Raw genomic sequence first — 25,792 nt, forward strand, 5'->3', positions numbered from 1 at the left:
GACGCCGTGAGCCTGACGCGCCGCCTCATCGCCGCGGGGTTCGAAGACATCGACCGCGCCAAGCGGTTTATGCAGGCGCCGGAACTCGAGGGGCTCTCCCAGGAGAGCCTGCTCTCCGGCTTTGCCCTGGCGGCCGATCCGGACCAGGCGCTGCTGGCGTTGGTGCGGTTGGTCGAGCGCGCGCCGGGCGCCGCGGACCTTGTGGGGCGCGGCGAACGCTCCGTCCCGCTGTTCCGGCTGCTGGGCGCCTCGGAGGCCCTGTCCGAATTCCTGATCCGGCACCCGGAACACATCGGCCTGCTCGACCGCGTCCCGGATCCGGAACCCTCGGCGGTTCCGGCCGGGCATCTCCGGAGCGTGCTCTTGCGCTCGGTCGGCGCCGACCCGGACGCGGACCGGCCCGTCGCCTCGGGGGCGGGCAAGGAAGTCCACGCGGCGCTGCGGGTCGCCTACCGCGCGGCCATGACCGACCTGGCGATCCGCGACGTCTGCGCCGCGGATCCCGTGGCGGTGATGCCGCTGGTGGGCCGCGAACTGGCCGACCTGGCCGCCGCCGCGATCGACGCCGCCCTGGCGGTCGCCCGGACTGAGGCGCGGGAACGCTTCGGGGCCGACGACGTCGCGGCCGTCCGGCTCGCGGTCATTGGCATGGGCAAGTGCGGCGCGGGCGAACTGAACTACATTTCCGACGTCGACGTGGTCTACGTCCACGAGGCGGACGGCGTCGACCAGGACGCCGCCAGCCGGATTGCCGCCGCCCTGGGCTCCGGGATCGCCCGGGTTGTGGGGACCGCAGGGATGGAACCCGGGCTCTGGGAAGTCGACGCGAACCTGCGGCCCGAGGGCAAGGACGGCGCCCTGTCGCGCACGCTCGACTCGCACATCGCCTACTACCGTCGCTGGGCGCAGAGCTGGGAGTTCCAGGCGTTGCTCAAGGCCCGGCACATCGCCGGCGACGAACGGCTGGGGCGCGCCTACGAGGACGCCGTCGCGCCCATGATCTGGTCCTCCTCCGAGCGAGACGGCTTTGTGCAGTCCGTACAGGCGATGCGCCGCCGGGTCACCGACAACATCCCCGGCGAGGAGGTGGGCCGGCAATTGAAGTTGGGCCCCGGCGGCCTCCGGGACGTTGAGTTCACCGTTCAGCTGCTGCAGTTGGTCCACGGGCGCGTCGACGAGGCGGTCCGCGTGCGGGACACCACCACGGCGATCTCCGCCCTGAGCGACGCCGGCTACATCGGCCGCTCAGACGCCGCGGAGTTCGACGCCGCCTACCGCTACCTGCGCGTGCTGGAGCACCGGATCCAACTGGTGCAGCTGCGCCGAACCCACCTAATGCCCGTGAAGGAGCCCGCGCTGCGCGCCCTGGCACGCGCCTCGCAGGGCGGCGCCGCCGTGGGGCGGCCGACGGCCGCCGAACTGACGGAGCAGTGGCAGCGGACCAAGAAGGCCGTGCGGCAACTGCACGAGCGCATCTTCTACCGGCCGCTGCTGGCCACCGCCGCGAACCTGAGCACGGACGAGGTGCGGCTGACCGCGGGCGCGGCCGAGGCTCGGCTGAAGGCCCTGGGCTACGTGGACCCGCGCGGGGCCATGCGCCACATCGAGGCGCTGACCGGCGGGGTGCGGCGCCGTGCCGCCCTCCAGCGCCAATTGCTGCCGGTCCTGCTGGGGTGGATCGCCGAGGGGGTGGACCCGGACGCGGGCCTGCTGGGGTTCCGCAGGCTCAGCGAGGCCCTGGGGGAGACCCACTGGTACCTTGGGATGCTGCGGGACTCGAGCGCCGGAGCCGAGCGCCTGTGCCACGTGTTGTCCAACAGCCGGTTCATCACCGACCTGCTGGAGGTCTCGCCCGAGTCCGCCGCCTGGCTGGGCGACGACAGGGAACTCACCCCGATGCCCTTCGAACAGCTCTGGCAGGAGAACGCATCCAAGATGCGGCGCAACCCGCGCCCGGAGTCCGCGATGCGTCTGGTGCGCCTGAATCGGCGGCGGGAGATGCTGCGCGTGGCCTTGGCCGACTCGGCCGGCCTGCTGGACGTGGACACCGTGGGCCTGGCCCTCTCGGACGCCGACCGTGCCGCCGTTCTCGGCGCCCTGCGCGTCGCCGAGACGGAGGAGTTCGCCTCCACTCCGCGCCAGACGGACCTGCTCGTGGTGGCCATGGGCCGCCAGGGCGGGCGGGAGATCGGATACGGGTCCGACGCGGACGTGATGTTCGTGCACCGCCCGCGCGACGGCGCCGAACCACAGGACGCACAGGAACAGGCCTTGCGCATTGTCGGGCGGCTGGGGCTGTTACTGACGCAGCCGCTGAAGCCCGCGGTCATGGCCGAACCGAAGCTGGTGGTCGACGCGGACCTGCGGCCGGAAGGCAAGCAGGGGCCCCTGGTCCGCTCGCTTGAGGCCTACCGCGAGTACTACGAGCGGTGGGTCTTGGTCTGGGAGAAGCAGGCACTGCTGAGGGCGCGCCCGATGGCGGGGGACGACGCGCTTGCGGAGGACTTCATGGCGCTGGTCGACGGCGTGCGCTACCACTCCGCGATCGGGGAAAAGGACGTGCGCGAGATCCGACGCATCAAGGCCCGGGTGGAGTCCGAGCGCCTTCCGCGCGGCGCCGACCCGGCGCGGCACGTGAAGCTGGGACGGGGCGGGCTCAGCGACGTCGAGTGGCTCGTCCAGCTGCTGCAGCTGCAGCACGCCGCCGAACACCCGACGCTGCGCACCACCAGCACCCGAGAGGCGCTGCGGGCGATCGCGACCGCCGGGATCCTGCCCCTGGAGGACGTCGAACTGCTGGACCGCGCCTGGACCATGGCGACGCGCATCCGCAGCGCCACCATGGTGTGCACCGGGCGCGCGTCGGACGTCCTGCCGCGCTCTGGACTGGAACTCGAGGCTGTGGCACGCTGGTGCGGCTACCCGCGGGGAGAAGCCGGCCGCATGGAGGACGACTACCGCAAGGCCGCCCGCCGCGCGCGGCATGTCTTCGAGAAACACTTCTACGGGTTCTGAGCCGGCGACGCGGATCGCCCCGACGGAAAGGAGCGGTCATGCACGTCACCAAGGCCGAACTGGACGAACTGTCCCGCGAACACCTGGACAAGGCGACGGCGTCCCCGCGCGGGCGCAGCGCGCACGCCGTGCTCAAGGACGGGCGGCTCCGGCACACGCTGATGGCCCTGACCACCGGCGGAGTGCTCGACGACCACGCCAAGCCAGAGTCCGCCACGCTGCTGGTGCTTCAGGGCAGCGTGAAGGTCAGCTGGGACGGCGGCGAGCAGCGCGTGGACCACGGAGGCCTCTTTGTGCTGCCGGATGCCGTGCACAATGTGACGGCCGAGTCCCCAGCGGTCTTCCTGCTGAGCACCATCGCCTGACGCGGCGGGTTCCGGCCCGCCGGCCGGGCGTCGGGCGGCCCGGAACGACGGCGGGGCCGCACCTCCATGGTGAAGGTGCGGCCCCGCCGTCGTCGTTCGGGCAGTGACTAGCAGCCGTAGTAGAGCTCGAACTCGTATGGGTTCGGGCGCAGCGACAGCGGCTTGATCTCGTTCTCGCGCTTGTACTCGATCCAGGTGCGGATCAGGTCCTCGGTGAAGACGTCGCCCGCGAGCAGGAACTCGAAGTCGGACTCGAGGGCCAGGAGGGCCTCCTCGAGAGAGCCCGGAGCCTTCTGGATGTCCTTGGCCTCTTCGGCGGGGAGCTCGTAGAGGTCCTTGTCAATCGGGTCGGTCGGCTCGATGCGGTTCTTGATCCCGTCCAGGCCGGCCATCAGCTGGGCCGAGAACGCCAGGTAAGGGTTCGAGGAGGCGTCGGGCGCGCGGAACTCGATGCGCTTGGCCTTCGGGTTCGAGCCCGTGATCGGGATGCGGATGCCGGCGGAGCGGTTGCCCTGCGAGTAGACCATGTTCACCGGCGCCTCGAACCCCTTGACCAGGCGCTTGTAGGAGTTCACGGTCGGGTTGGTGAACGCCAGGACGGCGGAGGCGTGCTTGAGCAGGCCGCCGATGTACCAGCGGGCGACGTCGGACAGGCCGGCGTAGCCCTTCTCGTCGTAGAACAGCGGGTCGCCGTTGGACCACAGCGACTGGTGGCAGTGCATGCCCGAGCCGTTGTCGCCGAAGATCGGCTTCGGCATAAAGGTGGCGGACTTGCCCCAGGCGTCGGCGACGTTCTTGATGATGTACTTGAACTTCAGCAGGTCGTCGGCCGAGTGCGTCAGCGTGTTGAACTTGTAGTTGATCTCCGCCTGGCCGGCGGCGCCGACCTCGTGGTGGGAGCGCTCGACCTCGAGGCCGGCGGCGTCCAGCTCGACGCACATGGCGTCGCGCAGGTCGGCCTGCTTGTCGGTCGGGGAGACGGGGAAGTAGCCGCCCTTGAAGGGGGTCTTGTAGCCCTGGTTGCCGCCCTCTTCCTTGCGGCCGGTGTTCCACGGGGCCTCGTCCGAGTCGACCTTGTAGAAGGATCCTTCGGGCTTGGACTCGTACTGGACGTTCTCGAAGATGAAGAACTCTGCCTCGGGGGCGAAGAACGCGGTGTCGGCGATGCCGGTGGACGCGAGGTAGGCCTCGGCGCGCTCGGCAACGCCGCGGGGGTCGCGGTGGTACGGCTCGCCGGTGCGGGGGTTCACGATGGAGAAGTTGAAGGCAAGGGTCTTCTCGACGCGGAACGGATCAAGGAAGCCCGTGGTGACGTCCGGGATCAGCTGCATGTCGGACTCGGCAATGCCCTGGAAGCCCTTGATGGAGGAGCCGTCGAACAGCTGGCCGTTGACGAAGAAGTCGGCGTCAACCGTCTTGGCGGGCACGTTGAAGTGCTGCTGAACGCCCGGGAGGTCGGTAAAGCGGACATCGACGAACTTGACGTCTTCGTCGGCAATGAACTGGAGGACTTCGTCCGTAGTCTTGAACATCTAGAACTGCTCCTAAGTGACGCTCTGGTTCCGGGCCGCGGGGTGCCCTTGGTTCGGGCGATCGGTACCCGATGTTGTGTCAACCATAACGAATCGGGGTTACCCGGCCATGACACAAATGTTTCGGGCGCGTTACACAGGGCCGCCCCGCCCGGGATTTTCCTGTGTCCTGGAGCACTGAGCCGGGCGTGTCGCGCCGGGACCGGCGGGATCGCGGCAAGGGCCCGTGCGTGGCCGCGGCGGTAGTCTGGAGGAGTGGAAAGAAAAGACATCGGATCGTGGCTCGACGGCCCCCCGCAACTGAATTCGGAGCCGTGGCCCGGTAAGCGCCTGGGGCGTCCCGCGGCCGGCCCGGGCAGCGTGGCCCGCTTCGGGAGGCGGGTAGCCGCCCTCTGCGTCGACTGGGCCCTGGCCATGCTGTTGTCCTTCGTGTTCTTCGGCGGCGACTCGACGGCGAACCTGGCCTTATTCGCCGGCATGCAACTCGTCTTCGTGGGTGTCACGGGGCACTCCGTTGGCCACCGCACGCTGGGAATGCAGGTCCAGCGGCTCGACGGCACGGCGGCGAAGCCGCTGGACGGCGTGGTGCGCACCGTGCTGCTTTGCCTGGTGGTCCCCGCGCTGCTGTCCGATGCCGACCAGCGCGGGCTCCACGACAGGGCCGCCAAGACCATTCTCGTGAGAATCTGACACCGCCAGGATCCGCCCTCCCGTCAGCGTCACCCACCGGGCACGGACACAAGAAGATGGCCCGGACCAAGCGGTCCGGGCCATCTTCGTGTCGGGAGGCGGAAGCCTACCGGCCGCGCATCGAGCGGCGGTCCGGCCGCGCGCGCATCGGGTCGATGCCCTTGGGGATCGGGAGCTTGGCGCTGCCAAGGGTGGTCAGGCGCAGGTCCACGGCGTGCACCTCCTGCTTGTTCAGCGACTTCGGGAGCTTCTTCATCTTCTTTGCGACGTCGCCCAGGGCGGTCTGCCCGTCGGCGCTGCCGGCGTTGATGACGTGGATCGGGACGTTCGGCAGCACGCGGCCCATGCGGCGTCGCTCGGCGTCGGCCAGCGGGCGCACCCGGGCACTCGGCCCCTCGGTGACGAGCACAACGCCGGGGCGTCCGATTGCGAGGAACACGAGGTCCTGCGTGCGCGGGCTGACGGCGACGGGCTGGTCCTTCAGGATCCAGCCGCGGCGCAGCACGCTCATGGCGGCGCCGGCCGCGCCGGGGCGTCCCTCCAACTGCGCGAAGGCCGCCTTCTCCGCGCGACGGGAGAGGATGAACGTGGCCGCCAGGAGGCCCAGCGGGATGGAGATCAGTAGCAGCGTGATCCAGTTGTCGATGATCAGGCCCACGACGAGTCCGACCGCCACGGTTCCCAGGAATGCCAGCAGCATCAGCCAGACGACGCTCGGATCGTTCCGGCGGGTCATCTGGAACACCTGGCCGAGCTGCTTCAGGCGGCCGGGTTCCTTGTTGGCCTTGTCGGCCTTGGGCTTGCGGGAAAAAAGCCGGCGTTTGGGCTGCGCGTCGTCCACTGGGGAGCTATCGGGGGTCTTGGCCATAGTGATCCAATTCTAGGGGATGGTGCGGCGTCAGCGCGCCGTCAGCAGGCTGGACGCCTCCTGGCGGGTGCTGCCGGAGCTTTCGATGTGGGCCAGGGCCTCCGGAATGGGCAGGCCCTTCTTGCGCATGGCGCCCGCCCAGAGGCGTCCGGCACGGTAGGAGGACCGCACCAGCGGTCCGCTCATCACGCCGAGGAAGCCGATTTCCTCGGCCTCGTGCTGCAGGTCGACGAACTCCTGCGGCTTCACCCAGCGCTCCACGGGGTGGTGGCGCTCCGTGGGGCGCAGGTACTGGGTGATGGTCAACAGGTCGCAGCCGGCCCCGTGCAGGTCGCGCATGGCCTCGGAGATCTCTTCGCGGGTCTCGCCCATGCCGAGGATCAGATTGGACTTGGTGATCATGCCGTTGTTGCGGCCTTGCGTCAGGACGTCCAGGGAGCGCTCGTAGCGGAAGGCCGGGCGGATGCTCTTGAACAGGCGCGGCACGGTCTCGAGGTTGTGGGCGTAGACCTCCGGGGCGGACGCGCAGATCTCGTCAAGGTAGTCCTTGTGCCCGGAGAAGTCGGGAATCAGCAGCTCCACACCCGTTCCCGGATTCAGCTGGTGAATGCGGCGCACGGTCTCCGCGTAGAGCCACGTCCCCTCGTCCTCCAGGTCGTCGCGCGCCACTCCGGTCACGGTGGCGTAGCGAAGCTCCATCTTCTTGACGCTCATCGCGACCTTGAAGGGCTCCGCCCGGTCGAGCGCGGCCGGCTTGCCGGTGTCGATCTGGCAGAAGTCGCACCGCCGGGTGCACTCGGAACCGCCGATGAGGAACGTGGCCTCCCGATCCTCCCAGCACTCGAAAATGTTGGGGCAGCCCGCCTCCTCGCACACGGTGTTCAGGCCCTCGGACTTGACCAACTTCTTGAGGTCCACGTACTCGGGGCCGATGTTGACCTTGGCCTTGATCCACTCGGGCTTGCGCTCCACGGGAGTCGCGGAGTTCCTCTGTTCGATCCGCAGCAGACGGCGGCCTTCGGGGGCAAGGCTCATGACAGGGCTCCTTCGGTGGCGGTTGTCTTCACGGCGGGCAGCAGTTGCGCGGCCAGCTCCTCCTCGACGCGATCGAGGACATCGGCCGGCTCCACGGCGCGGCCGGTCTCCGCAGAGATGGTGGTGATGCCGGCGTCGGTGATGCCGCACGGGATGATCTGGCCGTAGGGAGTCAGATCGTTGGAGCAGTTCAGGGCGAAGCCATGCATGGTGACGCCGTGGTCCACCCGGATCCCGATCGCGGCGATCTTCCGGTCGGGGACCACTCCGTCGCCTTCCACCCAGACTCCGGAACGGCCCTTGATGCTGACGCCGGCGATGCCGAAGTCGGCCACAACGCGGATGAGGGCCTCTTCCAAGCGGTGCACGTAGTCCCTGATCCCCGCGTGGTTGGCGAGCTCGACGATCGGGTAGCCCACCAGCTGTCCTGGCCCGTGCCAGGTCAGCTTGCCGCCGCGGTCGACATTGATCACGGGGGTCCCGTCCTGGGGAAGGTCTTCGGGCTCGGTGCGCTTGCCGGCCGTGTAGACGGGTGCGTGTTCCAGCAGCAGGATCTGCGGCCCGCTCCGGCCCGCCGCCACCTCCGCGTGGATCCCGCGCTGGAGGTCCCAACCCGCCTCGTAGTCAACGAAGGACGGCGCGAAGCCGACCCGTTGGAAGTTGATGGTCATGGCGACAAGGTTACGCTCCGCCGTCGGGAGGTTCGAATTGCGTGAACACCGGGCACTTGTGGATAACGTCTGCGCGTTCCTCCGGGCTCCGGTAGAACGGAGGCATGGAATCCTCAACGGGGCCACAAGGACCTCCCACCCTCGCCGGCCACTCCGTGGAGCGCGAAATCGGACGGGGCGGTTCGTCCCGCGTCTACGAGGTTCGGGACCAGGCCACAGGTGCCCTTTTTGCCCTCAAGGTCGCGCCGCCAACCGGGGCCGGGAGGCGCGGAGATCCGCTGTCGCGCGAGGTGGAGGTCCTTCGCGGGATTCGGCACCGCCATCTGGTGCAGGTCCAGGGAACCGCGGACACATCGTGGGGCGAGGGCGTGCTGATGGAGTACATGCCGGGAGGCTCCGCGGCGGATCTCGTCGCGGCCCGCGGACCGGTCCGGCTGGGGGAGGCGGTAACCGTGATCGCCCCTGTCGCCCAGGCGCTCGCCGCCCTCCACGGCGCGGGCGCCGTCCACGGCGACGTCTCGCCGGGCAATATTCTCTTCACAGGCGAGGGGATGCCGAAGCTGGGGGACCTGGGGCTCGCCTCGCTGGTGGGCCAGCCGGGCGTGCCGGGCGGCACTCCCGGATTCGCCGCTCCGGAGGAGGCGGGCAGCTCGATGACGAAGTCCCTCCATCCGGCTCGCGACGTCTTTTCCCTGGGCGCTGTCGCGTGGTTCCTCCTGACGGGCCGCGCGCCGGCACCGACGTCCCACCGGCCGCCCCTGGGCAGCCTGGTTCCGGCGGTCCCCGACGAGTTCTCGCTCCTCATTGAGGAGTGCCTCCAGGAGGACGCCGACCTGCGGCCCGCGGCCGGCGACCTGGCACGTCGCGTCTTCTGTGCGGCGGATCCGGAACCCGTGTCGCTCACGGAGTCCGTGCATCCGGCTGCCATGGGGCACATGGTGACGCAGCTGGGTGGGGCGCCACCCGAAAAGTACCGCGGGTGGAATCCATGGCTCCGGCTTCGCCGGCCGCGCGTGGGGCAACGTCCGGTCGGCGCCCAGGGACGGCGGGAACCGGGTGCGCCGGCCCAACGGGCGCGCCGTTCCCGGCGGGGCCAGCTGCCGGGGCGGGCCGGTGGACGTGTGCCACTGCCCGCTGTTGTGGCCGCCGCCCTCGTGCTGGTCGCGGCGGCCGCGGTGGCCGCGTGGTGGTTTGCCCACCCGGACTCGACCGACGGACGTGGCGCGGAACCACGGGTAGCCGCGGCACCCGTGCCACCGGCCGGAGCGGCTCCGGAGGCGACCCAGTCGGCGACGCCGGCGGAAGGGGGCACACCCCGTCCCCCCGCCGCCCCGGAGCCGTCCGCGCCGTCGCGGGCGCCGACCGATTCCCAGGCTGTTCCGTCCCTCGCGACGGATGCCGGGCGTGCCGCGAGAGCACTCGCCGGACTGCGCGACGACGCGCTCACCGCTGCCGACGCGGACGCGCTCCGCCGGATCCACCACCCGGGCGGCACGTCCCTCGCCGCGGACACGGAAACGGTGCGCGCCCTGCGGTCGGGCGGTATCCGGTACGACGGGTTGCGGACCCGGCTCAGCGACGTCGTCGTCCTGCCGGGGGCCACTCCCGCGGCCGCCAGGGTCGAGGCCATCAGCACCATGGAGCCGTACCGCGTGGTCGACGGGGCGGGCCGGATCGTCGAGGCCGCCGCGGAGCCACGGGTGGAGCGCGTGGTGCTGGAGCTTCGCCGGTCGGACGGGAGCTGGCGGATCTTCAGGGTAGCGGAGGATACCGACGGCGCGTAGACGTCTGCCCGGCTGGATAGGATCGGGGGATGTTGCCCACAAGCTATCTGCGCTACCCGCACCTTTCGGCCGACCTGGTCACCTTCGTCGCCGAAAACGACGTATGGATCGCGCCCCTGTCCGGCGGCCGCGCCTGGCGGATCTCGGGCATGGGCCTGCCCGCACGGGGGCCGCGTTTCACGCCCGATGGATCCGCCCTCGTGTGGAGCGTGGTCCAGGGCAGCGCGCCGGAGATCGTGACCGCCGGCACCGACGGCGGAGGGTACCGCCAACTCACCTACTGGGGGCAGCCCAGCACACGCGTTCGGGGCTTCACGCCCGAGGGCGACGTCCTGGCCGTCAGCGCACACGGCCAGGCCGACGGCCGGCACACGTGGGCGCGCTCCGTTCCCCTCGACGGAGGTCCGTCCCGCATCCTTCAGCTGGGACCGGTCGACTCCGTGGTCTGGGCGCCGGCGATCGGCGACGAGCGACCGATGGTCCTCGGCACGGCGCTTAGCCGCGAACCGGCCTATTGGAAGCGCTACCGTGGCGGCGCCGCCGGCAAGATCTGGATCGATCGCGACGGAGGGGGCGGCTTCGAACGGTTGGTCCCCGAACTCGACGGCAACCTGTGCGACCCGGCCTGGGTGGGCGGGCGCGTGGCGTTCCTCTCCGACCACGAGGGGTACGGCAACGTCTACTCGGTGGCGCCGGACGGATCGGACCTGCGGCGGCACACGGACCACGAGCAGTTCTACGCGCGCCATCTTGCCGCGGACGGGGATCGCCTGGTCTACGAGCACCGCGGGCGGCTGTTTGTCCTGGACACCCTGGACGGCGATGCGCGCCGCCTCGAAATCTCCCTTGGCTCGGCAGGTCACGGCCGCCGCCGGCAGACCCTGGTGCCCGCGCGGCACCTGAACGGTGCCACACCGGACAGGGACGGCCGCGCCAGCGTCGTCGAGACGCACGGCACGCTGCACCTGCTCAAGCACCGCGACGGCCCATCGCACGCGATCGAGGCCACACCGGGGGTGAGGGGCCGCCTCGGACGGATGCTCGGCGCCAGCCACGTCGGCTACATCGCGGACCGCGGCGGAGAAGAGTCGCTGTATGTGCGCGACGTCGCAACGGACGCGGTGTTTGGAACCTACGGCGCGATTCCCAGCGCTCTCGAGGACGACGACGACGAGCCCGGCACGGGCGCGCGCCGGCGCCGGTTGGCGGCCCTCGCGGCTTCCGCGGGTCTTGGTCCGGCAACCACCAGCCAGGCGGGGCCGGCACTTGGACGGACCGCGGCCGGGCAGGCCGACGCCCATGCCCTGGACGATTCCCTGCCGCTGCCGGTCAGCGCAGTAGCCGTCGCGGGGACTTCGGCGGCTGTGGGCCAACAACCGGCCGCCTCACCAGCCGCCGCCGGGGCGCCGGGCGCCATGCACCCCGCCGGCGCCGCCGACCGGGACCGGGAGGCGTCTTCGCTGGAGGGTGATTTCCGGGCACCCTGTCCCGGCGACGGCGACGGCGACGGCGAAGACGGCCTGCGTCGCGTCCCGCTTCCCTGCCGCGGGCGGGTGCGCAGCATGGAGTCTAGCCCTGATGGACGGTGGCTGGCCGTCGGCTCCGAGTATGGCGAGGCCTTCCTGCTCGACGTCCGCGAGGGTGTGTGGCGCAACCTCTGCCAGACGGACTTCGGCGGCATCACCGACCTGAGCTTTTCCCCCGACTCCGGCTGGGTGTCCTGGATCGAGCCCGTGACGGCCTTCGAGGGCCGAAGCCGAATTATGCTGGCGGCGACGGCGGAACCGGACCGCAGCGCGATCCAAGTGACAGATGGGCGGTTCCACGACCACTCGCCGTCGTTCACGCACGACGGCCGCTACCTGGCTTTCCTCTCCGAGCGCAGCTTCGACCCGGTGTACGACACGCACAGCTTCGACCTCAGCTTCCCCGCCTCGACCAAGCCCTTTATGGTGGCGCTTTCGGACGGCACGCCGAGCCTGTTCGGGCCCTCCGTCTACCTCGCCGACGCGGATCCGGACGACACGCCCCGCGGCGCCTCCCCGGCCAACGGCGCGGTCAACGGTGCGCGCCGCGTCGGGGGCGCGGACGAACCGGCCACAACCTGGGTCGTCGAGGAGGGAATCGGGCAGCGGCTCTTCGCGGTGCCGGTCGCACAGGGCCGCTACAGCCGCCTCGTGGCCGTCGAGAAGGGACTGTTGTGGCTGGTCGACGAGTCGACTGGTGTCACCGGCGATGGTCGCGGTCCGGACTCGGATGTTCCGGCGCTCCGGCTCGAACGCTTCGAATACCTCGACCGCCGGGTGACGACGCTGGTGCCGCGGCTGAAGTCGTACCGGGTCAGCGGCAGCAAACGCCGGCTCGTCTACGTGGACGGGCAGCAGGTGCGCAGCGTGCCCGTGGACCGTTCGCTGGAGACCTCCTCCCCGGACTCGCACACGCTGGACCTCAGCCGCATCCGCGTGGAGCTCGATCCGGCCAAGGTCTGGGAGCAGGCGTTCAACGAGGCCTGGCGGTTGCAGCGCGACTTCTTCTGGACCGGGGACATGGCGGGGCTTGACTGGCCGGGCATCGCGGAAAAGTACCGGCCGCTCATCGCCCGGTTGGGAAGCCACGACGATCTGGTGGACATCCTGTTGGAGATGCACGGAGAACTGGGCACCTCGCACGCCTACGTCTCGCCCTTCGCCGCGGTCGAACCGGGCGCCGGGCGCCAGGGGCTGCTCGGCGCCGACCTGGTCCGCGCGGACGGCCTCTGGCGGATCGCCGCGGTGCTCGAGGGCGAATCCTCGGATCCTCAGGCCTATTCGCCCCTCAGCGCGCCGGGCGTGGCCGTCCGCGCGGGAGACGCGATCCTGGCGGTCGACGGCCAGCGGACCCCCCACGACGGCGGGCCGGACGTACTGCTGGAGGGCGCGGCGGGACGCGCCGTCGAGCTCACCATCCAGGGCGGGCCGAACAGCCGCAGGCCGGGGGAGGTGCGGCGGGTCGCCGTCGTCCCGGTGCGGGACGAGCAGCGCCTGCGCTACCAGAACTGGGTGGCCGGCAACCGCCGCACGGTGCGCGAGGCTTCCCAAGGCGGATTCGGCTACCTGCACATCCCGGACATGGCCGCGCAGGGGTGGGCCCAGCTGCACCGCGACCTGGACACCGAAACCGAGCTGGACGCGCTGATCGTTGATGTGCGGCGGAACCGCGGAGGGCACACGTCTCAGCTGGTGGCCGAGCTCATTGGGCGCAAGGTGACGGCCTGGACCATGGCCCGGGAGACGCGCACCGGCACCTACCCATCCAGCGCGCCGCGCGGGCCCGTGGTGGTGATCGCCGACGAGTGGGCCGGGTCGGATGGCGACATCATCACCCAGGTGGCCAAACTGCGGGCCATCGGCCCCGTGGTCGGCATGCGCACGTGGGGCGGCGTGGTCGGCATCGACAACCTGTTCGATCTTGCCGACGGCACCAAGGTCACGCAGCCGCGCTACGCGACCTGGTTCGCCGGCGGGGTCGGCTGGGGGATCGAGAACCGTGGGGTCGCGCCGGACATCGAGGTCCCGTACCCGCCGCATGCCTACGCGGCGGGAGAGGACCCCCAGCTTGAGCAGGGCGTCGCGGTGCTGAAGGAGATGCTCCGGGAAATCCCGACCCAGCGTCCGCCCCTGCTTGCCGGCTACCGCTCCCTCCAGCCCGCGCCGCTGCCGCCGCGCCCGCAGACGGGCCGCGCGGAGGCCGTACCGGTCCGGGCCACCGAGGGCCGCTAGGTTGGGGCGCGACGGAGCGCGGAGGCCGGCCGACACCGACGCCACACGACGACGGGCGCCCGCCGCCGGCCATCGGCCGGGACGGGCGCCACACGGCGTCGGTCGCTAGGAGGCCAGCTTGGCGTCGAGGGTGATGCTCGGGACCGAGGCGAGTGCCTTGGACACCGGGCAACCCTCCTTGGCGGCCTGCGCGCTCTTTTGGAAGGTTTCCTCGTCGATTCCCGGAACGGTGGCCACGAGCTTGAGGCGGATTTCGGAGATCAGCGGACCGTTGCTCGTGTCGAAGTCGACTTCCGCCGTGGTCTGCAGGCTCTCCGGAGTGAAGCCGGCCTCCTTGAGGATGTTGCTCAGCGCCATCGAATAGCAGGACGCGTGGGCGGCGGCGATCAATTCCTCGGGGCTGGTCTTGCCCTCGGACTGCTCCGCGCGGGCCTTCCACGTGACGTCGAAGGTTCCAATGCCCGACGTCTCGAAGGTGGTCTGGCCGCTGCCGGTGAACAGGTCGCCGCTCCAAAGGGTGCGGGCGGAACGAGTTGTAGCCATGGTTACTCCTCCAGGAATTGCTTATTGGCCGCCGGTGCGGCGGCCCACCTGCCATCCTAGGACGGGACGCCGGGCGGGCATACACCAACGGCGGGACCGCCACTAGGCAGCCCCGCCGTTGGTGGACGCGCTTGTCAGCCCCAGAAGACCGCGACGGCGATGTTCACCAGCGCCATGCCGCCGACGGCGTGCGCCAGGCCCTTCGGGACGTCCTCGCCCGCCTTCACCCTGCGTCGTCCCAGGAACGCTGCGACGGCAACGACGAGGGCAATGAGGAGCTTGACGGCCACCCAGACATAGTCCAGCGTGGAGTCCTGCATCTCGGCGAGGCCGACCATCAGCAGGCCGGTCAGAAGTTGGGTCAGGGCTCCGGCCCACTGCCAGACGCCGACCGTCGGCGTTTTGAAGTGCGCGAGCCAGCCGCCGACCAGCGCGGCCGCCCCGAGAATGTGCAGGAACAGCAGAAGTGTCAAGAGAAAGTCCATGTCACCAGTCTATTCGCGACGCACCGGCGGTCCCGCCATGTTTCGTGTGCCGGGGCCGTGCCTTGAGTCCGCCCGTCCGCCGTTCCACGGCACACAAGAGCGCCCGTGGACGGTTCCTGGGGAACCGTCCACGGGCGCCACCGTGCAGCTGTCAGAGTCGCCGACGCGCGTCTCCGCGCAGCGTCCGGTCTAGAGACCCAGATCGGCCTCGAACGCGCCGTCTTCGAGGCGCGCCCGCAGGGTCTGCAGGAAGCGGCCCGCGTCCGCGCCGTCCACCAGGCGGTGGTCGTACGTCAGCGAGAGGTACATCATGTGGCGGATGGCGATCGTGTCGTCGCCGTCCGCGTTCGTGACCACCACGGCGCGCTTGACGATCGCGCCGGTGCCCAGGATGGCAACCTGGGGCTGGTTGATGATCGGGGTGTCGAACAAGGCGCCGACCGAACCGATGTTCGTGATGGAGAACGTTCCGCCGGAGAGCTCGTCGGGAGAGATCTTGTTGCTGCGCGTGCGTGCGGCAACATCGGCGATCTTCCCGGCGATGCCCGCGAGGTTGAGGTCGCCCGCGTCGGAGATGACGGGGACCAGCAGACCCTTGTCCGTATCCACCGCGATCGCGAGGTGCTCGGCGTTGTAGTAGGTGATCTCCTGCTTGGACTCGTCGTAGGAGGCGTTGAGCTTCGGGTGCTGCTTCAGCGCCTCGGCCACGGCCTTGGCAATGAAGGGCAGGAACGTCAGCTTGGTGCCGTTGGTGGCGAGGAAGGAGTCCTTGGCCTTGGTGCGCAGCTTGGCGATGCGCGTCATGTCCACCTCGTGGACCTGCGTCAGCTGCGTCGAGACATCAAGCGACTCCCGCATGCGACGGGCGATGACCTGGCGGATGCGCGGGGCCTTCTCCACCGTCCCGCGGAGGGACGACGGCGCCGCGGCAGCCTTGGCCGGAGCGGAGCTGGCGGCCGGGGCGGCCGACGGAGCCGCCGCTGGAGCGGAGGACGAGGCCTCCACGGCATCAAGGACGTCCTGCTTGCGGATGCGTCCGCCAACGCCCGTCCCCGTGAGGGCCGACAGGTCGATGTTGTTCTGCGCCGCGAGGCGACGCACCAGCGGCGTGACGTAGCCGTCGCCGGACGGGGCCGCTGCGGGAGCAGCCTCCTGCGGTGCGGCGGCGGGAGCGGCCTCCTTCGGCGCCTCGGCGGCCGGGGCTGGCTTGGCTGCGGGAGCCTCCTTGGGTGCCTCCTGCTTGGGAGCCTCCTCCTTCGGGGCTTCCTGCTTGGGGGCCTCTTCCTTCGGGGCCTCCTCGGCGGCTGCGGGGGCCGCACCGGAGCCGATGACCGCCAGGACGGAGCCGACCTCTGCGGTCTCGTCCTCTCCAACGCGGATCTCCTGGAGGGTGCCGGCGACGGGCGACGGAATCTCGGTGTCGACCTTGTCCGTGGAGACCTCCAAGAGGGGCTCGTCCACGGCGACCTCGTCGCCAACCTGCTTCAGCCAGCGGGTCACGGTGCCTTCGGTGACGCTCTCTCCGAGGGCGGGAAGCGTGACCTCGGTGCCTTCGCCGGAACCGGCGGGGGCTGCGGCCTTGGCCTCGGCCTCGGGTTCCTTCTCGGTCGACGGCTCGGCGACCGGCTGGTCCTCGGAGGAGGAATCCTCCGCCTCGGCCTTGGCGGGCTCCGCGTCTGACGCGGGCTCCGCGGCGGGCGCCTCGGAGCCGGAACCGTCGCCGATGCGCACGAGCGGCGCTCCGACGTCGGCCGTCTCGTCTTCGGCGACGAGGATCTCTTCGATGACGCCGGCGACGGGCGACGGGATTTCGGTGTCGACCTTGTCGGTCGAGACCTCCAGCAGCGGCTCGTCGACCTCGACGCGGTCTCCGACCTGCTTGAGCCAGCGCGTCACGGTGCCTTCGGTGACACTCTCACCGAGGGCTGGCAAGTTCACGGTTTCAGACATGGCGTCCCCGTTCTCCTTCAAAACTATGTATCTTCATGTGGCGGCCGGCGGCGTTGCTGAAGCGGCCAAGTATGGCTTCTGTTGAGCTTAGTGCACCCCGGTCCCCGCCCTTGTAGGCGCGGACCGGGGTGCGCGGCGGGTGCTAGCCGTGGAGCGGCTTGCCCGCCAGGGCGAGTGCGGTCTCGCCCAGGGCCTCGTTCTGGGTCGGGTGGGCGTGCAGCAGCTGCGCCACGTCCTCCGGGTAGGCCTCCCAGTTCACGATCAGCTGGGCCTCGCCGATCTGTTCACCGATGCGGCCGCCGACGCCGTGGACGCCGACGATGGGACCGTTCTTCACGCGGACCATCTTGATGATGCCCGCGGTCCCGAGGATGGAGCTCTTGCCGTTGCCGGCCAGGTTGTACTCCTGGACCTCGATCTGGTCGTCGCCGAACTTCTCCTTGGCCTTGGGCTCGGAGTAGCCGACCGATGCGATCTCGGGCTCGCAGTAGGTGACCTTCGGGATGTTGATGTCCTCGATGACCACCGGGTTCTGGCCCGCGATCTCCTCGGCCACGAAGATCCCGTGCTGGTAGCCGCGGTGGGCCAGCTGAACGCCGGGAACGATGTCGCCGATCGCGTAGATGTTGCCGACGCCGGTGTGCTGGCGCTCGTTGGTGATCACGAAGCCGCGGTCCACGGTGACTCCCTGCTCCTCGAAGCCGAGTCCCTCCGTGACCGGGCCGCGGCCGACGGCCACGAGAACGATCTCCGCCTCGAGGACCTTGCCGTCGGCGAGCGTGACCTTGGCGCCGGAGTCGTCCTGCTCCACCTTCTCGAAGAAGACGCCGGTGTTGAAGTTGATGCCGCGCTTCTTGAAGGCGCGTTCGAGGACCTTGATAATGGCCGGATCCTCGTTCGGAACCAGGCTGGGCAGGCCCTCGACGATCGTGACGTCGACGCCGAAGGACTTCCACACGGAGGCGAATTCGACGCCGATGACGCCGCCGCCGAGCACGATCGCGCTCTTCGGGATGGACTCCATGTTCAGGGCCTCGGTGGACGTGAGGACGCGCCCGCCGATTTCGATGCCCATGGTCTTGGAGGTGGACCCGGTGGCGAGGATGATGTTCTTGCCCTTGTACTGAACGCCGTCGACGTCGATGGTGTCCTTGCCGACGAGGCGGCCGTTGCCCTCGATGACGTTGACCTTCTTCATCTTCAGCAGGCCGGACAGCCCCTTGAACTTGCCGGCGACGATGCCGTCCTTATAGCTGCGGACGGCGCCCATGTCGATGGAGTCCAGAGTGGTGTTGATGCCGTACTTGGCGCCTTCGCGTGCGTTCTCCGCCAGTTCCGCCGAGTGCAGGTACGCCTTCGTGGGGATGCAGCCGGTGTGCAGGCATGTGCCGCCCAGCTTGCCCTTCTCCACCAGACCGACCGTGAAGCCCAGCTGCACGGCGCGGAGCGCGGCCGAGTAGCCGGCGCTTCCGCCGCCGAGGATCAGGACGTCGAATTCTTGCGTTGTTGCCGTATCGGCCACGTGAACGCTCCCTCGCGTGTGTTTGGTCCCCGCCGTGCGGGGGCCGTCCTTTGGGTGCTCCGGTCGCGGCGGGTGTTCCGCTCCGGTATTGCCTAGTGATGTTTCAGATTTACCTTAGCCGCATGGCAGGTGCGTATCCACACGACGTGACCGAGGGATCGCCGCTACGTGACGCCGTTCACGCCCGCGCCGCGACCCGCCATGGGCAGCGGCGCGGGCCAGGGACGTCGCTAGCGCGCCGCCAGATCCTCCGCGTAGGCCAGCAGCGTGCGCAGGCTGGATCCCGTGGCGTTCTTCGGCGTGTAGCCATAGGCGGCACCCTCGTTGAAGGCCGGGCCAGCGATGTCCATGTGGGCCCAAGGGATGCGCCGGCCGTCCGTCTCTCCCACGAATTCACGCAGGAAGACGGCGGCGGTCATCATCCCGCCGTGGCGTTCGCCAATGTTCGCCAGATCGGCCACCTGCGAGTCGATCGAGGGGCGCAACTCCTCGGGCAGCGGCATCGGCCAGGCGGTCTCGCCGGCGTGGTCGGCCGCGGCCTTGAGCGCGTCGCGGACGGCGTCGTCGCCCATGATCCCCGCGGTGCGGTTGCCGAGCGCGATCAGCTGTGCGCCCGTGAGGGTCGCGATGTCGATGATGGCGTCCGGCTGGTCCTCGCCCGCGGCGACGATCCCGTCCGCCATGACCAGGCGCCCCTCGGCATCGGTGTTGAGGATCTCCACCGTCTTGCCGCCGAACATCGTCACGACGTCGCCCGGCCGGGTCGCGGACCCGGACGGCATGTTCTCCGCGAGGCAGAGCCAGGCGGTGGCGCGGACCGGCAGGCCGAGTTCGGCGATGGCGAGGACCGCCTGAAGCGCGGTGGCCGCCCCCGCCATGTCCGACTTCATCAGGTGCATGTTTGCCGGCGGCTTGAGGGAGATCCCGCCCGTGTCGAACGTGATGCCCTTGCCGACGATGGCGACGTGGGCGGCGGGCTTTGCGGGGGAGTAGTCCACCTTGACCAGCCGGGGCGGACGTTCGGAGCCGCGACCGACGCCGACGAGTCCTCCGTAGCCGTCCTTCTCGAGGCGCTTTTCGTCCAGGACGGTGACCTTGACCTGGTGGGGCTTGGCGGCGTCGCGGGCCGCCTGGGCGAAGGACTCCGGGTAGAGGACGTTCGGCGCCGTGTTGACCAGGTCGCGGATTCCGCGCACGGCGCGGCCGACGACGGCGGCCCGCTTCAGCGCCGAGGGCAGGGCCTTGTCGGCCGACGCGGCGGTCGCCACCACGCCGTCGGTCAGCGGGCGCTTGGTGTCCGCGGCGGAGCGCGGGGACGACCGGTGGTTGGCGAAGCTGTAGGCGCCTAGCGCGACACCCTCGGCGACAGCCGCGGCCGCTTCCACGGTCGGCGCGGGAAGGGCGAAGACGACGCGGCGGAGCCCGCCCGACTCGCGGGCTGCGGCGCCGGCGGCCCTACGGAGCGCCTCGTGGTCCACGATCTCGCCGTCGACCCGGCCCAACCCGGTCAGGACGATCACGTCGGCCTTGATCCCGTCGGTGGCGGGCAGCCGGCGCACGTCGTCGGGAGCGCCCGTGACGCCGAGCGCGGAGAGCGACGCCTCCAGCGCGGACGTTTCGTTCTGGGACAGCGGCGAGGCGAGGAGCCGTGCCCCCGCGGTGGAGCCGGAGGGCGCCTGGGCCACGCCGATGACGACGGCGTCGGCGGAGACCCGCTGGATGTCGGCCGATACGGCTGTCAGCTTGAGATCGCTGGCGTTGATCACGGAACCTGTCCTTAATGCGCCGGTCGCCATGGCTGTCCGGCACGGTTGACTACTGGTGGTCATGGTGTTCCTCCGATCGTAGTGGCAGGCGCCCCCGCCGACCGGGCCACACGGTCCGAACGGTCCGCCCGGATAGAGTGGGAGGGCTTGGGAAGAAATCAGGGCACCCCCGCCGTTAACGCCCATGGACCGTCCGCAGACCTGGAAGGAGACGCCATGCTCGATCCGCTGTCCCTCGTCAGGCTCAACCACGAGGTCATTGACGACATCCGCCTTCAGGGCCTGGGCCTGATCGTGGCGATCGACGGGCAGGTCGATGCCGGCCACTCGGTCGCGCAGGTTCGCGCGCAGCTCATGGACGCGCTGGATCCCCAGCTGGTGGCGACCTTCGACGCCGACCAGCTCGTGAACTACCGGGAGCGCCGGCCCCAGGTGTCCTTCCTGGGTGACCACTTCGCCGCGTACCAGACGCCGCGCATCGAGCTCTACCGCCTGACCGACGGGCTCGGAAAGGACTTCCTGCTCCTGACCGGACCCGAGCCGGACCTGCAGTGGGAACGCTTTGCCACCGCCGTCGTGCTTCTGGCCGAGGCCCTCAACGTGCGGCTGGCGGCGTCGTTCGGTGCCGTGCCGATGCCGGTTCCGCACACGCGACGCCTCGGCGTCACCGTGCACGGAAACCGTCCGGACCTCGGCGAGGGCATATCGACGTGGAACCCGACGGCGGAGCTTCCGGCGTCCGTGTCGCAACTGGTCGAAATCAAGCTCGGCGAGGCGGGTCGCGACGCCGTCGGCTACTCGATCCACGTCCCGCACTACCTGGCCGAGGCCGAATACCCGCAGGCCGCGGTCGCCGCCCTCGAGTTCCTGGGCGCAGCCCTGGGCCTGGGTCTGCCCACCGACCGCCTGCGCGAGTCCGCCCGCCGCGTGGAGGGGCAGATCGACGAGCAGGTGGCCGGATCCCCGGACATCGCACGCATGGTGTCGAAGTTCGAGGAGCGCTTCGACGAGCATGCGCCCGACGCCGAGCGGCGCTCGCTGCTGCTGGATCCCAACGAGTCGCTGCCCGACGGCGAAGACCTGGCCTCGGCCGCCGAAGCGTTCCTGATCGGCCAAACCGGCGATCCCACCGACGAGCCAGGGCGGTGACAGCCCGGACCCCCGGGCTGGACACGGCACGATCGTGGTGGGTGTGGGGCGCGGCCGTCTTCGCTTATCTAGTGGCCGTCACCCAACGCACCAGCTTCGGCGTCTCCGGGCTGGAGGCGACCGAGCGCTTCGACGCGACCGCCTCCGTCCTCGCGACCTTCAGTGTGGTGCAGCTGGTTGTCTACGCCGGCCTGCAGATCCCGGTGGGGCTGCTGGTGGACCGTTTGGGCCCGCGGGCAATGATCGCCGGCGGGGCGCTGCTGATGGTCCTCGGCCAGGGGCTGCTGGCGCTGGCCGACTCGGTGACCGCGGGACTGGTGGGGCGTTTTTTTGTGGGCGCCGGCGACGCCATGACCTTCGTGTCCGTGATCCGCCTGCTGCCGGCCTGGTTCTCCGGCTACAGGATTCCCATGCTCACGCAGTTCACCGGCATGATCGGTCAGCTGGGCCAGCTGATAAGCCTTGTCCCGTTCGTCGCCCTGCTGCGCTGGTCGGGCTGGACCAACGCGTTCCTGTCGCTTTCGGCGCTCGGCGTGTTGGCGTTCGCGCTCTCCGTCATCGCCGTCCGCAACCAGCCCGGGACGCCAATTCGCGCCGCCGCAGGATCACGACCGAAGACCCTGGCGATGCTGGCCGATGCCTGGAAGGAGCCGGGAACGCGGCTGGGATTCTGGACCCATTTCGCCACCCAGTTCAGCACCAACGTGTTCCTCTTGGCCTGGGGCTACCCGTTCCTCGTGTCCGGGCAGGGACTCTCGCCCGCGCTGGCGTCGGGACTCATGTCCATCTTTGTGGTGGTCGCGCTCGCGTTCGGTCCCGTGTTCGGCGGAGCGGTGTCCCGGCATCCGCTGCGGCGCTCGACGCTCGCGTTCGGCATCGTGGCCGGGGTGGCCCTCTCGTGGGCCACGGTGCTCCTGTGGCCGGGCAAGGCTCCGCTGTGGGTCCTTGTCACCATGATGGTCCTCGTGGCGCTCGGCGGTCCCGGTTCGATGATCGGCTTCGACTTTGCGCGGACTTTCAATCCGCCGCACATCACCGGCACCGCCACCGGAATCGTGAACGTCGGCGGTTTCCTGGCGGCCCTGGTCACCGTTTACGCGGTTGGGGCGCTGATGGACCTCCAGTTCGCGGCCGCCGGACGCAGCGGGGAGCTGTACAACCTCGACGCTTTCAGGCTGGCGCTCTCCTTCCAGTTCGTGCCGCTCGCGCTCGGCGCGGCGGGGATGGCAGTCTCCCGGCGGCAGGCGCGGCGCCGCATGGCCGAGCGCGGGATTGTCGTCCCGCCGTGGCGGGAGGCGATCGCTCGGCGGCGCCGGGGTGGCGGGGCTCCCGGCCGGTAGAGCGGAACGCTCCCTGGCCGCCGGCGACCCAGCCCTCCACAGGGAAGAACCTCGAGTGGACGGGCGCCCGTGTCCACAGTCGGCAGGGACGCGTCCCGCGCCGACGGGGCCCGGCCCGAGGGTAGGTCCATGGACACCTCAACGAACCTGCTCTCCGTCGCCGACGCCGAAGGCGTCCTTTCCCTGGTTCCCCACATGCTGGGGTTCCATCCGCAGAACAGCATGGTCCTCCTGGTGACCACGGGAGTCAGGCTGGTGGCAACGCTCCGGGTGGACCTGCCGCCGGAGGACGCGTCGCCCGCCGCGGCGCGGCGGCATGCGCGCAGGTGCGGGCGGTACCTCGACGAGATGACGGAGGCCTCCGCCGCGTTCATCGTCACCTACTCCCGTTCCAGGGTCGCGTCCCCGGACGGGCAGCCGCCCCACGGCCTGTTGGTTCGGTCCGTCGCCGAGCACTTGGCGCAAAGGTCCATCGCGGTTCCCGATGCCTGGCACGTCGGCGCGGGCGGCTGGCGGTCGCACTTCTGCACCGACCTCTTGTGCTGTCCGGCCGATGGCCATGCGCTGGAGAGCATCTGGCTTTCGGACGCCAACCTGGAGCTGCAGTTCGGCGGCAGCAGCCCGGGCTTGGACCACTGGGACGGGACCACGTCGGCGGCCTGGCCGGGCACCGTCGCGGTGCGGGACATGGTGGACTCCATCACGGACGGCGTGGTCGGCTCACCGGAGCCGTCGGGCTTCCTCCGGCGCTGGTGCGACGCGCTGGAGCTGGAACCGGATCAGGCGCGGAAGAGGCTGGGCGGCGACCCGTTGGAAACCGGCATCCTGTTGGCAGGACTTCACGACTTCTCCGTGCGCGACGTGCTCCCGTTCGCCGCCGGGACCACCGCCGCGGCGGGGCTGTCCGCGGTCGTCACGCTCGATGCCGGCGGAGAGGCACCCGCCGCGCTCGAGGAGTTTCTGATGGGCACCGCGGCCGCCGCGCCAGACTGGGTCCGCGTTGACCGGCTCTGGGATCTGGGGACGTCCCTGCTCGCTGCCGCGCAGGGGGAGGACCGATGCGCCCTGCTGTGCGTGCTGGCATGGATCGAGTGGGCCAGAGGGCGCAGCAGCGCGGCCGCCGCACTGTTGGATGCCTGCCTGAAGGGCGATCCGGACTATGCGCTGGCGGTCGGGCTGAAGGCGTTCCTCGACCTGGGCCGACTTCCCGGCTGGGCGCGGGCCCCGGGCACCGCGTGGAAGCGCGGCGCGGCCCCGCGTGACATGCCTGGCGCGGAAACGTGAGAGACTGTAGGTCGCAGACCCGGTTGGGTCCGTGTCCTTGGACCGCCTCGGCGGATCCCGGTTCAGCCCTTTCGGGGTGGGAACAAAAGGTCGGAGGCAGGCGTTGAAAATACTGGACCCTGCTTCCGAACCGTCTCGCGACGGGACCCGGACTTGACAGGGTCATAGTGGTGTTACCCATGTGGTTGCACCGCGGACATCCGTGAGAAAGGTAATTCGTGCCAGCTTCCGATTCGAGCTCCCAGGCAGCAACCAGCCGGGGCAACGCGCCAGTAGTCGCGGCCGAGGTCGACGCCGCCGCCGACGACGCCGTGGAAACGCCACAGCAGAAGTCCGCCAAGACGCGTGCCCGCAACAAGGCCGCGAAGGAAGCATCCGCCGCCGGCGGAGCCCCGGTCGCAGACGCCGCACCGGCGCGCAAGCGCGCCTCCAAGGCCGCCACTGCAGAGGCGCCGGAGACCGACGGCGCCGCCGACCCCGCCGATCCCGAGGAAGGCCCGGTCGTGGCCGCCGCGGAGCCCGAGGAGGAGTCCCGGGGATTCATCATCACCTCCGACGAGGACGACGCCCCGCAGCAGCAGGTGCTGGTGGCGGGCGCCACCGCCGACCCGGTCAAGGACTACCTCAAGCAGATCGGCAAGGTCGCGCTGCTCAACGCCGAGCAGGAAGTCGACCTCGCGCTGCGCATCGAGGCGGGCCTCTTCGCCACCGAGAAGCTCAATTCCGCGGACGACTCCATGGACAAGCGGCTTCGCTGGGACCTTGAGCAGATCGTCCACGACGGCAAGATCGCCAAGAACCACCTGCTCGAGGCCAACCTCCGCCTCGTGGTGTCGCTGGCCAAGCGCTACACCGGACGCGGCATGCTGTTCCTGGACCTGATCCAGGAAGGCAACCTCGGCCTGATCCGCGCGGTGGAGAAGTTCGACTACACCAAGGGCTTCAAGTTCTCCACCTACGCCACCTGGTGGATCCGCCAGGCGATCACGCGCGCCATGGCCGACCAGGCGCGCACCATCCGCATCCCCGTCCACATGGTCGAGGTCATCAACAAGCTGGCCCGCGTCCAGCGCCAGATGCTCCAGGACCTTGGTCGCGAACCCACCCCGGACGAATTGGCCCAGGAACTGGACATGACCCCGGAAAAGGTGGTCGAGGTCCAGAAGTACGGCCGCGAGCCCATCTCGCTGCATACGCCGCTGGGCGAGGACGGCGATTCGGAGTTCGGCGACCTGATCGAGGACTCCGAGGCCGTTGTCCCCGCGGACGCCGTGAGCTTCACGTTGCTGCAGGAGCAGTTGCACTCCGTCCTGGACACCCTGTCGGAACGCGAGGCCGGCGTCGTCGCCATGCGATTCGGCCTGACCGACGGTCAGCCGAAGACTTTAGACGAAATCGGGAAGGTCTACGGCGTGACCCGCGAGCGAATCCGGCAGATCGAGTCCAAGACGATGTCGAAGCTGCGCCACCCGTCGCGGTCCCAGGTTCTGCGCGACTACCTGGACTAGAACCCGGGCGGCCCGCCGGCCGCCTTGGACAAAAGTGTGGGCCCCGGCGTTTTCGCCGGGGCCCACACTTCATTTCACACGTCTATTCGATCCGGACTAGTCCTCGTCGTCGAACGAGGGCTTTTCGTGCAGCCGGTTCGTCTCGTCCTGCCACTCGGTGGTCAGGGGGCGGAGCTTTGGTTCCACCGCGCGGGCGTGGTGTCCGCAGAAGAGAAGCTCGCCGCCCGAGGTCCCCAAGACCGCACGGACGTATGCCTGTGCACCGCAGCGGTCGCAGCGATCCAGGGAAGTGAGTCCGCGAGTTGCCACTGATGTTGCCGTCATGACGACCTCCTTAGTTCTGGTACACCCAATACAACCAGCCCGGACCGCCAATCCATCGCAATTCGGGGTGCCTTTCGCTCACCGCGTAGCGTCGACCCGGTCACAAACGGGACGCGTTTTGGTAACCGGGGCCGCGGGCGCCCGGCGGGGGAGCCCGGAAACCCCGGCATTGCGGACTAATCTGGAGACGGTCAGATTCCCCG

19 protein-coding genes are annotated in these 25,792 nt (G+C 69.9%); 9 read left to right on the forward strand and 10 right to left on the reverse strand.

From position 1 onward, the window contains the following. Nucleotides 1-6: 6 nt before the first annotated feature. Nucleotides 7-3,015 carry a bifunctional [glutamine synthetase] adenylyltransferase/[glutamine synthetase]-adenylyl-L-tyrosine phosphorylase gene (locus tag AC3ZJJ_RS04455; protein ID WP_489894051.1) on the forward strand — a complete coding sequence of 1,003 codons (3,009 nt, stop codon included), beginning with the start codon at nucleotides 7-9 and terminating at the stop codon, nucleotides 3,013-3,015. Between the two features lie 38 nt (nucleotides 3,016-3,053). Next, nucleotides 3,054-3,380, forward strand: a complete 327-nt coding sequence (locus tag AC3ZJJ_RS04460) for a cupin domain-containing protein (protein WP_489894052.1) — start codon at nucleotides 3,054-3,056, stop codon at nucleotides 3,378-3,380. 107 nt (nucleotides 3,381-3,487) lie between these two features. Here AC3ZJJ_RS04460 and glnA read toward each other — a convergent pair whose 3' ends face one another. Continuing rightward, a complete protein-coding gene (glnA, locus tag AC3ZJJ_RS04465) occupies nucleotides 3,488-4,912 on the reverse strand; it encodes a type I glutamate--ammonia ligase (RefSeq protein WP_489894053.1) in 1,425 nt (474 codons plus the stop codon). A gap of 255 nt (nucleotides 4,913-5,167) precedes the next feature. Here glnA and AC3ZJJ_RS04470 point away from each other — a divergent pair, with 255 nt between their 5' ends. Next, complete coding sequence (locus tag AC3ZJJ_RS04470; protein WP_489894054.1) at nucleotides 5,168-5,602, forward strand: RDD family protein; 435 nt, start codon at nucleotides 5,168-5,170, stop codon at nucleotides 5,600-5,602. Between the two features lie 106 nt (nucleotides 5,603-5,708). Here AC3ZJJ_RS04470 and AC3ZJJ_RS04475 read toward each other — a convergent pair whose 3' ends face one another. Genes AC3ZJJ_RS04475 through lipB form a run of 3 tightly spaced genes read right to left on the reverse strand, consistent with a single transcriptional unit; the run spans nucleotide 5,709 to nucleotide 8,176 of the window. Further along, on the reverse strand, nucleotides 5,709-6,470 hold the full coding sequence (locus tag AC3ZJJ_RS04475; RefSeq protein ID WP_489894055.1) for a DUF4191 domain-containing protein: 762 nt from the start codon (nucleotides 6,468-6,470) through the stop codon (nucleotides 5,709-5,711). A gap of 30 nt (nucleotides 6,471-6,500) precedes the next feature. After that, a complete protein-coding gene (gene lipA, locus AC3ZJJ_RS04480; protein ID WP_489894056.1) occupies nucleotides 6,501-7,505 on the reverse strand; it encodes a lipoyl synthase in 1,005 nt (334 codons plus the stop codon). Beyond that, nucleotides 7,502-8,176, reverse strand: coding sequence for a lipoyl(octanoyl) transferase LipB (gene lipB / locus AC3ZJJ_RS04485; protein WP_489894057.1), 675 nt, complete (start codon nucleotides 8,174-8,176; stop codon nucleotides 7,502-7,504). The genes lipA and lipB overlap by 4 nt, the downstream gene beginning before the upstream one ends. Before the next feature lie 104 nt (nucleotides 8,177-8,280). Between lipB and AC3ZJJ_RS04490 the strand changes: the two genes are divergently transcribed. Together AC3ZJJ_RS04490 and AC3ZJJ_RS04495 are read left to right on the forward strand one after the other, a co-directional pair. Further along, nucleotides 8,281-9,960: a serine/threonine-protein kinase gene (locus AC3ZJJ_RS04490; RefSeq protein ID WP_489894058.1), complete on the forward strand. Its 1,680-nt coding sequence runs from the start codon at nucleotides 8,281-8,283 to the stop codon at nucleotides 9,958-9,960. Nucleotides 9,961-9,989: 29 nt separating this feature from the next. Beyond that, nucleotides 9,990-13,718: a S41 family peptidase gene (locus AC3ZJJ_RS04495; protein WP_489894059.1), complete on the forward strand. Its 3,729-nt coding sequence runs from the start codon at nucleotides 9,990-9,992 to the stop codon at nucleotides 13,716-13,718. A 105-nt stretch (nucleotides 13,719-13,823) separates the two neighbouring features. Here AC3ZJJ_RS04495 and AC3ZJJ_RS04500 read toward each other — a convergent pair whose 3' ends face one another. The 5 genes from AC3ZJJ_RS04500 to AC3ZJJ_RS04520 form a co-directional block, all read right to left on the reverse strand. Continuing rightward, a complete protein-coding gene (locus tag AC3ZJJ_RS04500) occupies nucleotides 13,824-14,261 on the reverse strand; it encodes an OsmC family protein (RefSeq protein WP_489894060.1) in 438 nt (145 codons plus the stop codon). 134 nt (nucleotides 14,262-14,395) lie between these two features. Then, complete coding sequence (locus AC3ZJJ_RS04505) at nucleotides 14,396-14,746, reverse strand: hypothetical protein (RefSeq protein ID WP_489894061.1); 351 nt, start codon at nucleotides 14,744-14,746, stop codon at nucleotides 14,396-14,398. Between the two features lie 189 nt (nucleotides 14,747-14,935). Next, nucleotides 14,936-16,696, reverse strand: a complete 1,761-nt coding sequence (sucB, locus tag AC3ZJJ_RS04510; RefSeq protein ID WP_489894062.1) for a 2-oxoglutarate dehydrogenase, E2 component, dihydrolipoamide succinyltransferase — start codon at nucleotides 16,694-16,696, stop codon at nucleotides 14,936-14,938. A 142-nt stretch (nucleotides 16,697-16,838) separates the two neighbouring features. After that, complete coding sequence (gene lpdA, locus AC3ZJJ_RS04515; protein ID WP_489894063.1) at nucleotides 16,839-18,218, reverse strand: dihydrolipoyl dehydrogenase; 1,380 nt, start codon at nucleotides 18,216-18,218, stop codon at nucleotides 16,839-16,841. Nucleotides 18,219-18,448: 230 nt separating this feature from the next. Then, entirely contained in the window at nucleotides 18,449-19,984 is a 1,536-nt protein-coding gene (locus tag AC3ZJJ_RS04520; RefSeq protein WP_489894064.1) for a leucyl aminopeptidase, read from the reverse strand. Between the two features lie 216 nt (nucleotides 19,985-20,200). On the opposite strand from AC3ZJJ_RS04520, the gene AC3ZJJ_RS04525 reads away from it, so the two are divergent. The 4 genes from AC3ZJJ_RS04525 (at nucleotide 20,201) to AC3ZJJ_RS04540 (ending at nucleotide 25,265) form a co-directional block, all read left to right on the forward strand. After that, nucleotides 20,201-21,133, forward strand: a complete 933-nt coding sequence (locus tag AC3ZJJ_RS04525; RefSeq protein WP_489894065.1) for a proteasome assembly chaperone family protein — start codon at nucleotides 20,201-20,203, stop codon at nucleotides 21,131-21,133. Between the two features lie 17 nt (nucleotides 21,134-21,150). Beyond that, nucleotides 21,151-22,473 (forward strand): MFS transporter, encoded by a 1,323-nt coding sequence (locus tag AC3ZJJ_RS04530; protein WP_489895689.1) that lies wholly within the window; start codon nucleotides 21,151-21,153, stop codon nucleotides 22,471-22,473. Nucleotides 22,474-22,602: 129 nt separating this feature from the next. After that, the gene (locus AC3ZJJ_RS04535) at nucleotides 22,603-23,757 is read left to right on the forward strand and encodes a DUF4192 family protein (RefSeq protein WP_489894066.1); all 1,155 of its coding nucleotides are present in this window, start codon (nucleotides 22,603-22,605) and stop codon (nucleotides 23,755-23,757) included. Nucleotides 23,758-24,068: 311 nt separating this feature from the next. Continuing rightward, nucleotides 24,069-25,265, forward strand: a complete 1,197-nt coding sequence (locus AC3ZJJ_RS04540; protein ID WP_489895691.1) for an RNA polymerase sigma factor — start codon at nucleotides 24,069-24,071, stop codon at nucleotides 25,263-25,265. A 96-nt stretch (nucleotides 25,266-25,361) separates the two neighbouring features. On the opposite strand, the gene AC3ZJJ_RS04545 is transcribed toward AC3ZJJ_RS04540, so the two are convergent. Then, nucleotides 25,362-25,589, reverse strand: coding sequence for a DUF7455 domain-containing protein (locus AC3ZJJ_RS04545; RefSeq protein ID WP_489894067.1), 228 nt, complete (start codon nucleotides 25,587-25,589; stop codon nucleotides 25,362-25,364). Nucleotides 25,590-25,792 lie beyond the last annotated feature (203 nt).

Source organism: Arthrobacter sp. AOP29-A2-19, assembly GCF_058138025.1.

Excerpts from the sequence above, each read along its gene's own strand:
- AC3ZJJ_RS04495 (WP_489894059.1), top strand. The coding sequence starts at position 9,990 with ATGTTGCCCACAAGCTATCTGCGCTACCCGCACCTTTCGGCCGACCTG.
- AC3ZJJ_RS04505 (WP_489894061.1), bottom strand. The coding sequence starts at position 14,746 with ATGGACTTTCTCTTGACACTTCTGCTGTTCCTGCACATTCTCGGGGCG.
- AC3ZJJ_RS04500 (WP_489894060.1), bottom strand. The coding sequence starts at position 14,261 with ATGGCTACAACTCGTTCCGCCCGCACCCTTTGGAGCGGCGACCTGTTC.
- AC3ZJJ_RS04475 (WP_489894055.1), bottom strand. The coding sequence starts at position 6,470 with ATGGCCAAGACCCCCGATAGCTCCCCAGTGGACGACGCGCAGCCCAAA.
- AC3ZJJ_RS04460 (WP_489894052.1), top strand. The coding sequence starts at position 3,054 with ATGCACGTCACCAAGGCCGAACTGGACGAACTGTCCCGCGAACACCTG.
- lipB (WP_489894057.1), bottom strand. The coding sequence starts at position 8,176 with ATGACCATCAACTTCCAACGGGTCGGCTTCGCGCCGTCCTTCGTTGAC.
- glnA (WP_489894053.1), bottom strand. The coding sequence starts at position 4,912 with ATGTTCAAGACTACGGACGAAGTCCTCCAGTTCATTGCCGACGAAGAC.
- sucB (WP_489894062.1), bottom strand. The coding sequence starts at position 16,696 with ATGTCTGAAACCGTGAACTTGCCAGCCCTCGGTGAGAGTGTCACCGAA.
- lipA (WP_489894056.1), bottom strand. The coding sequence starts at position 7,505 with ATGAGCCTTGCCCCCGAAGGCCGCCGTCTGCTGCGGATCGAACAGAGG.
- AC3ZJJ_RS04490 (WP_489894058.1), top strand. The coding sequence starts at position 8,281 with ATGGAATCCTCAACGGGGCCACAAGGACCTCCCACCCTCGCCGGCCAC.
- AC3ZJJ_RS04545 (WP_489894067.1), bottom strand. The coding sequence starts at position 25,589 with ATGACGGCAACATCAGTGGCAACTCGCGGACTCACTTCCCTGGATCGC.
- AC3ZJJ_RS04535 (WP_489894066.1), top strand. The coding sequence starts at position 22,603 with ATGGACACCTCAACGAACCTGCTCTCCGTCGCCGACGCCGAAGGCGTC.
- AC3ZJJ_RS04525 (WP_489894065.1), top strand. The coding sequence starts at position 20,201 with ATGCTCGATCCGCTGTCCCTCGTCAGGCTCAACCACGAGGTCATTGAC.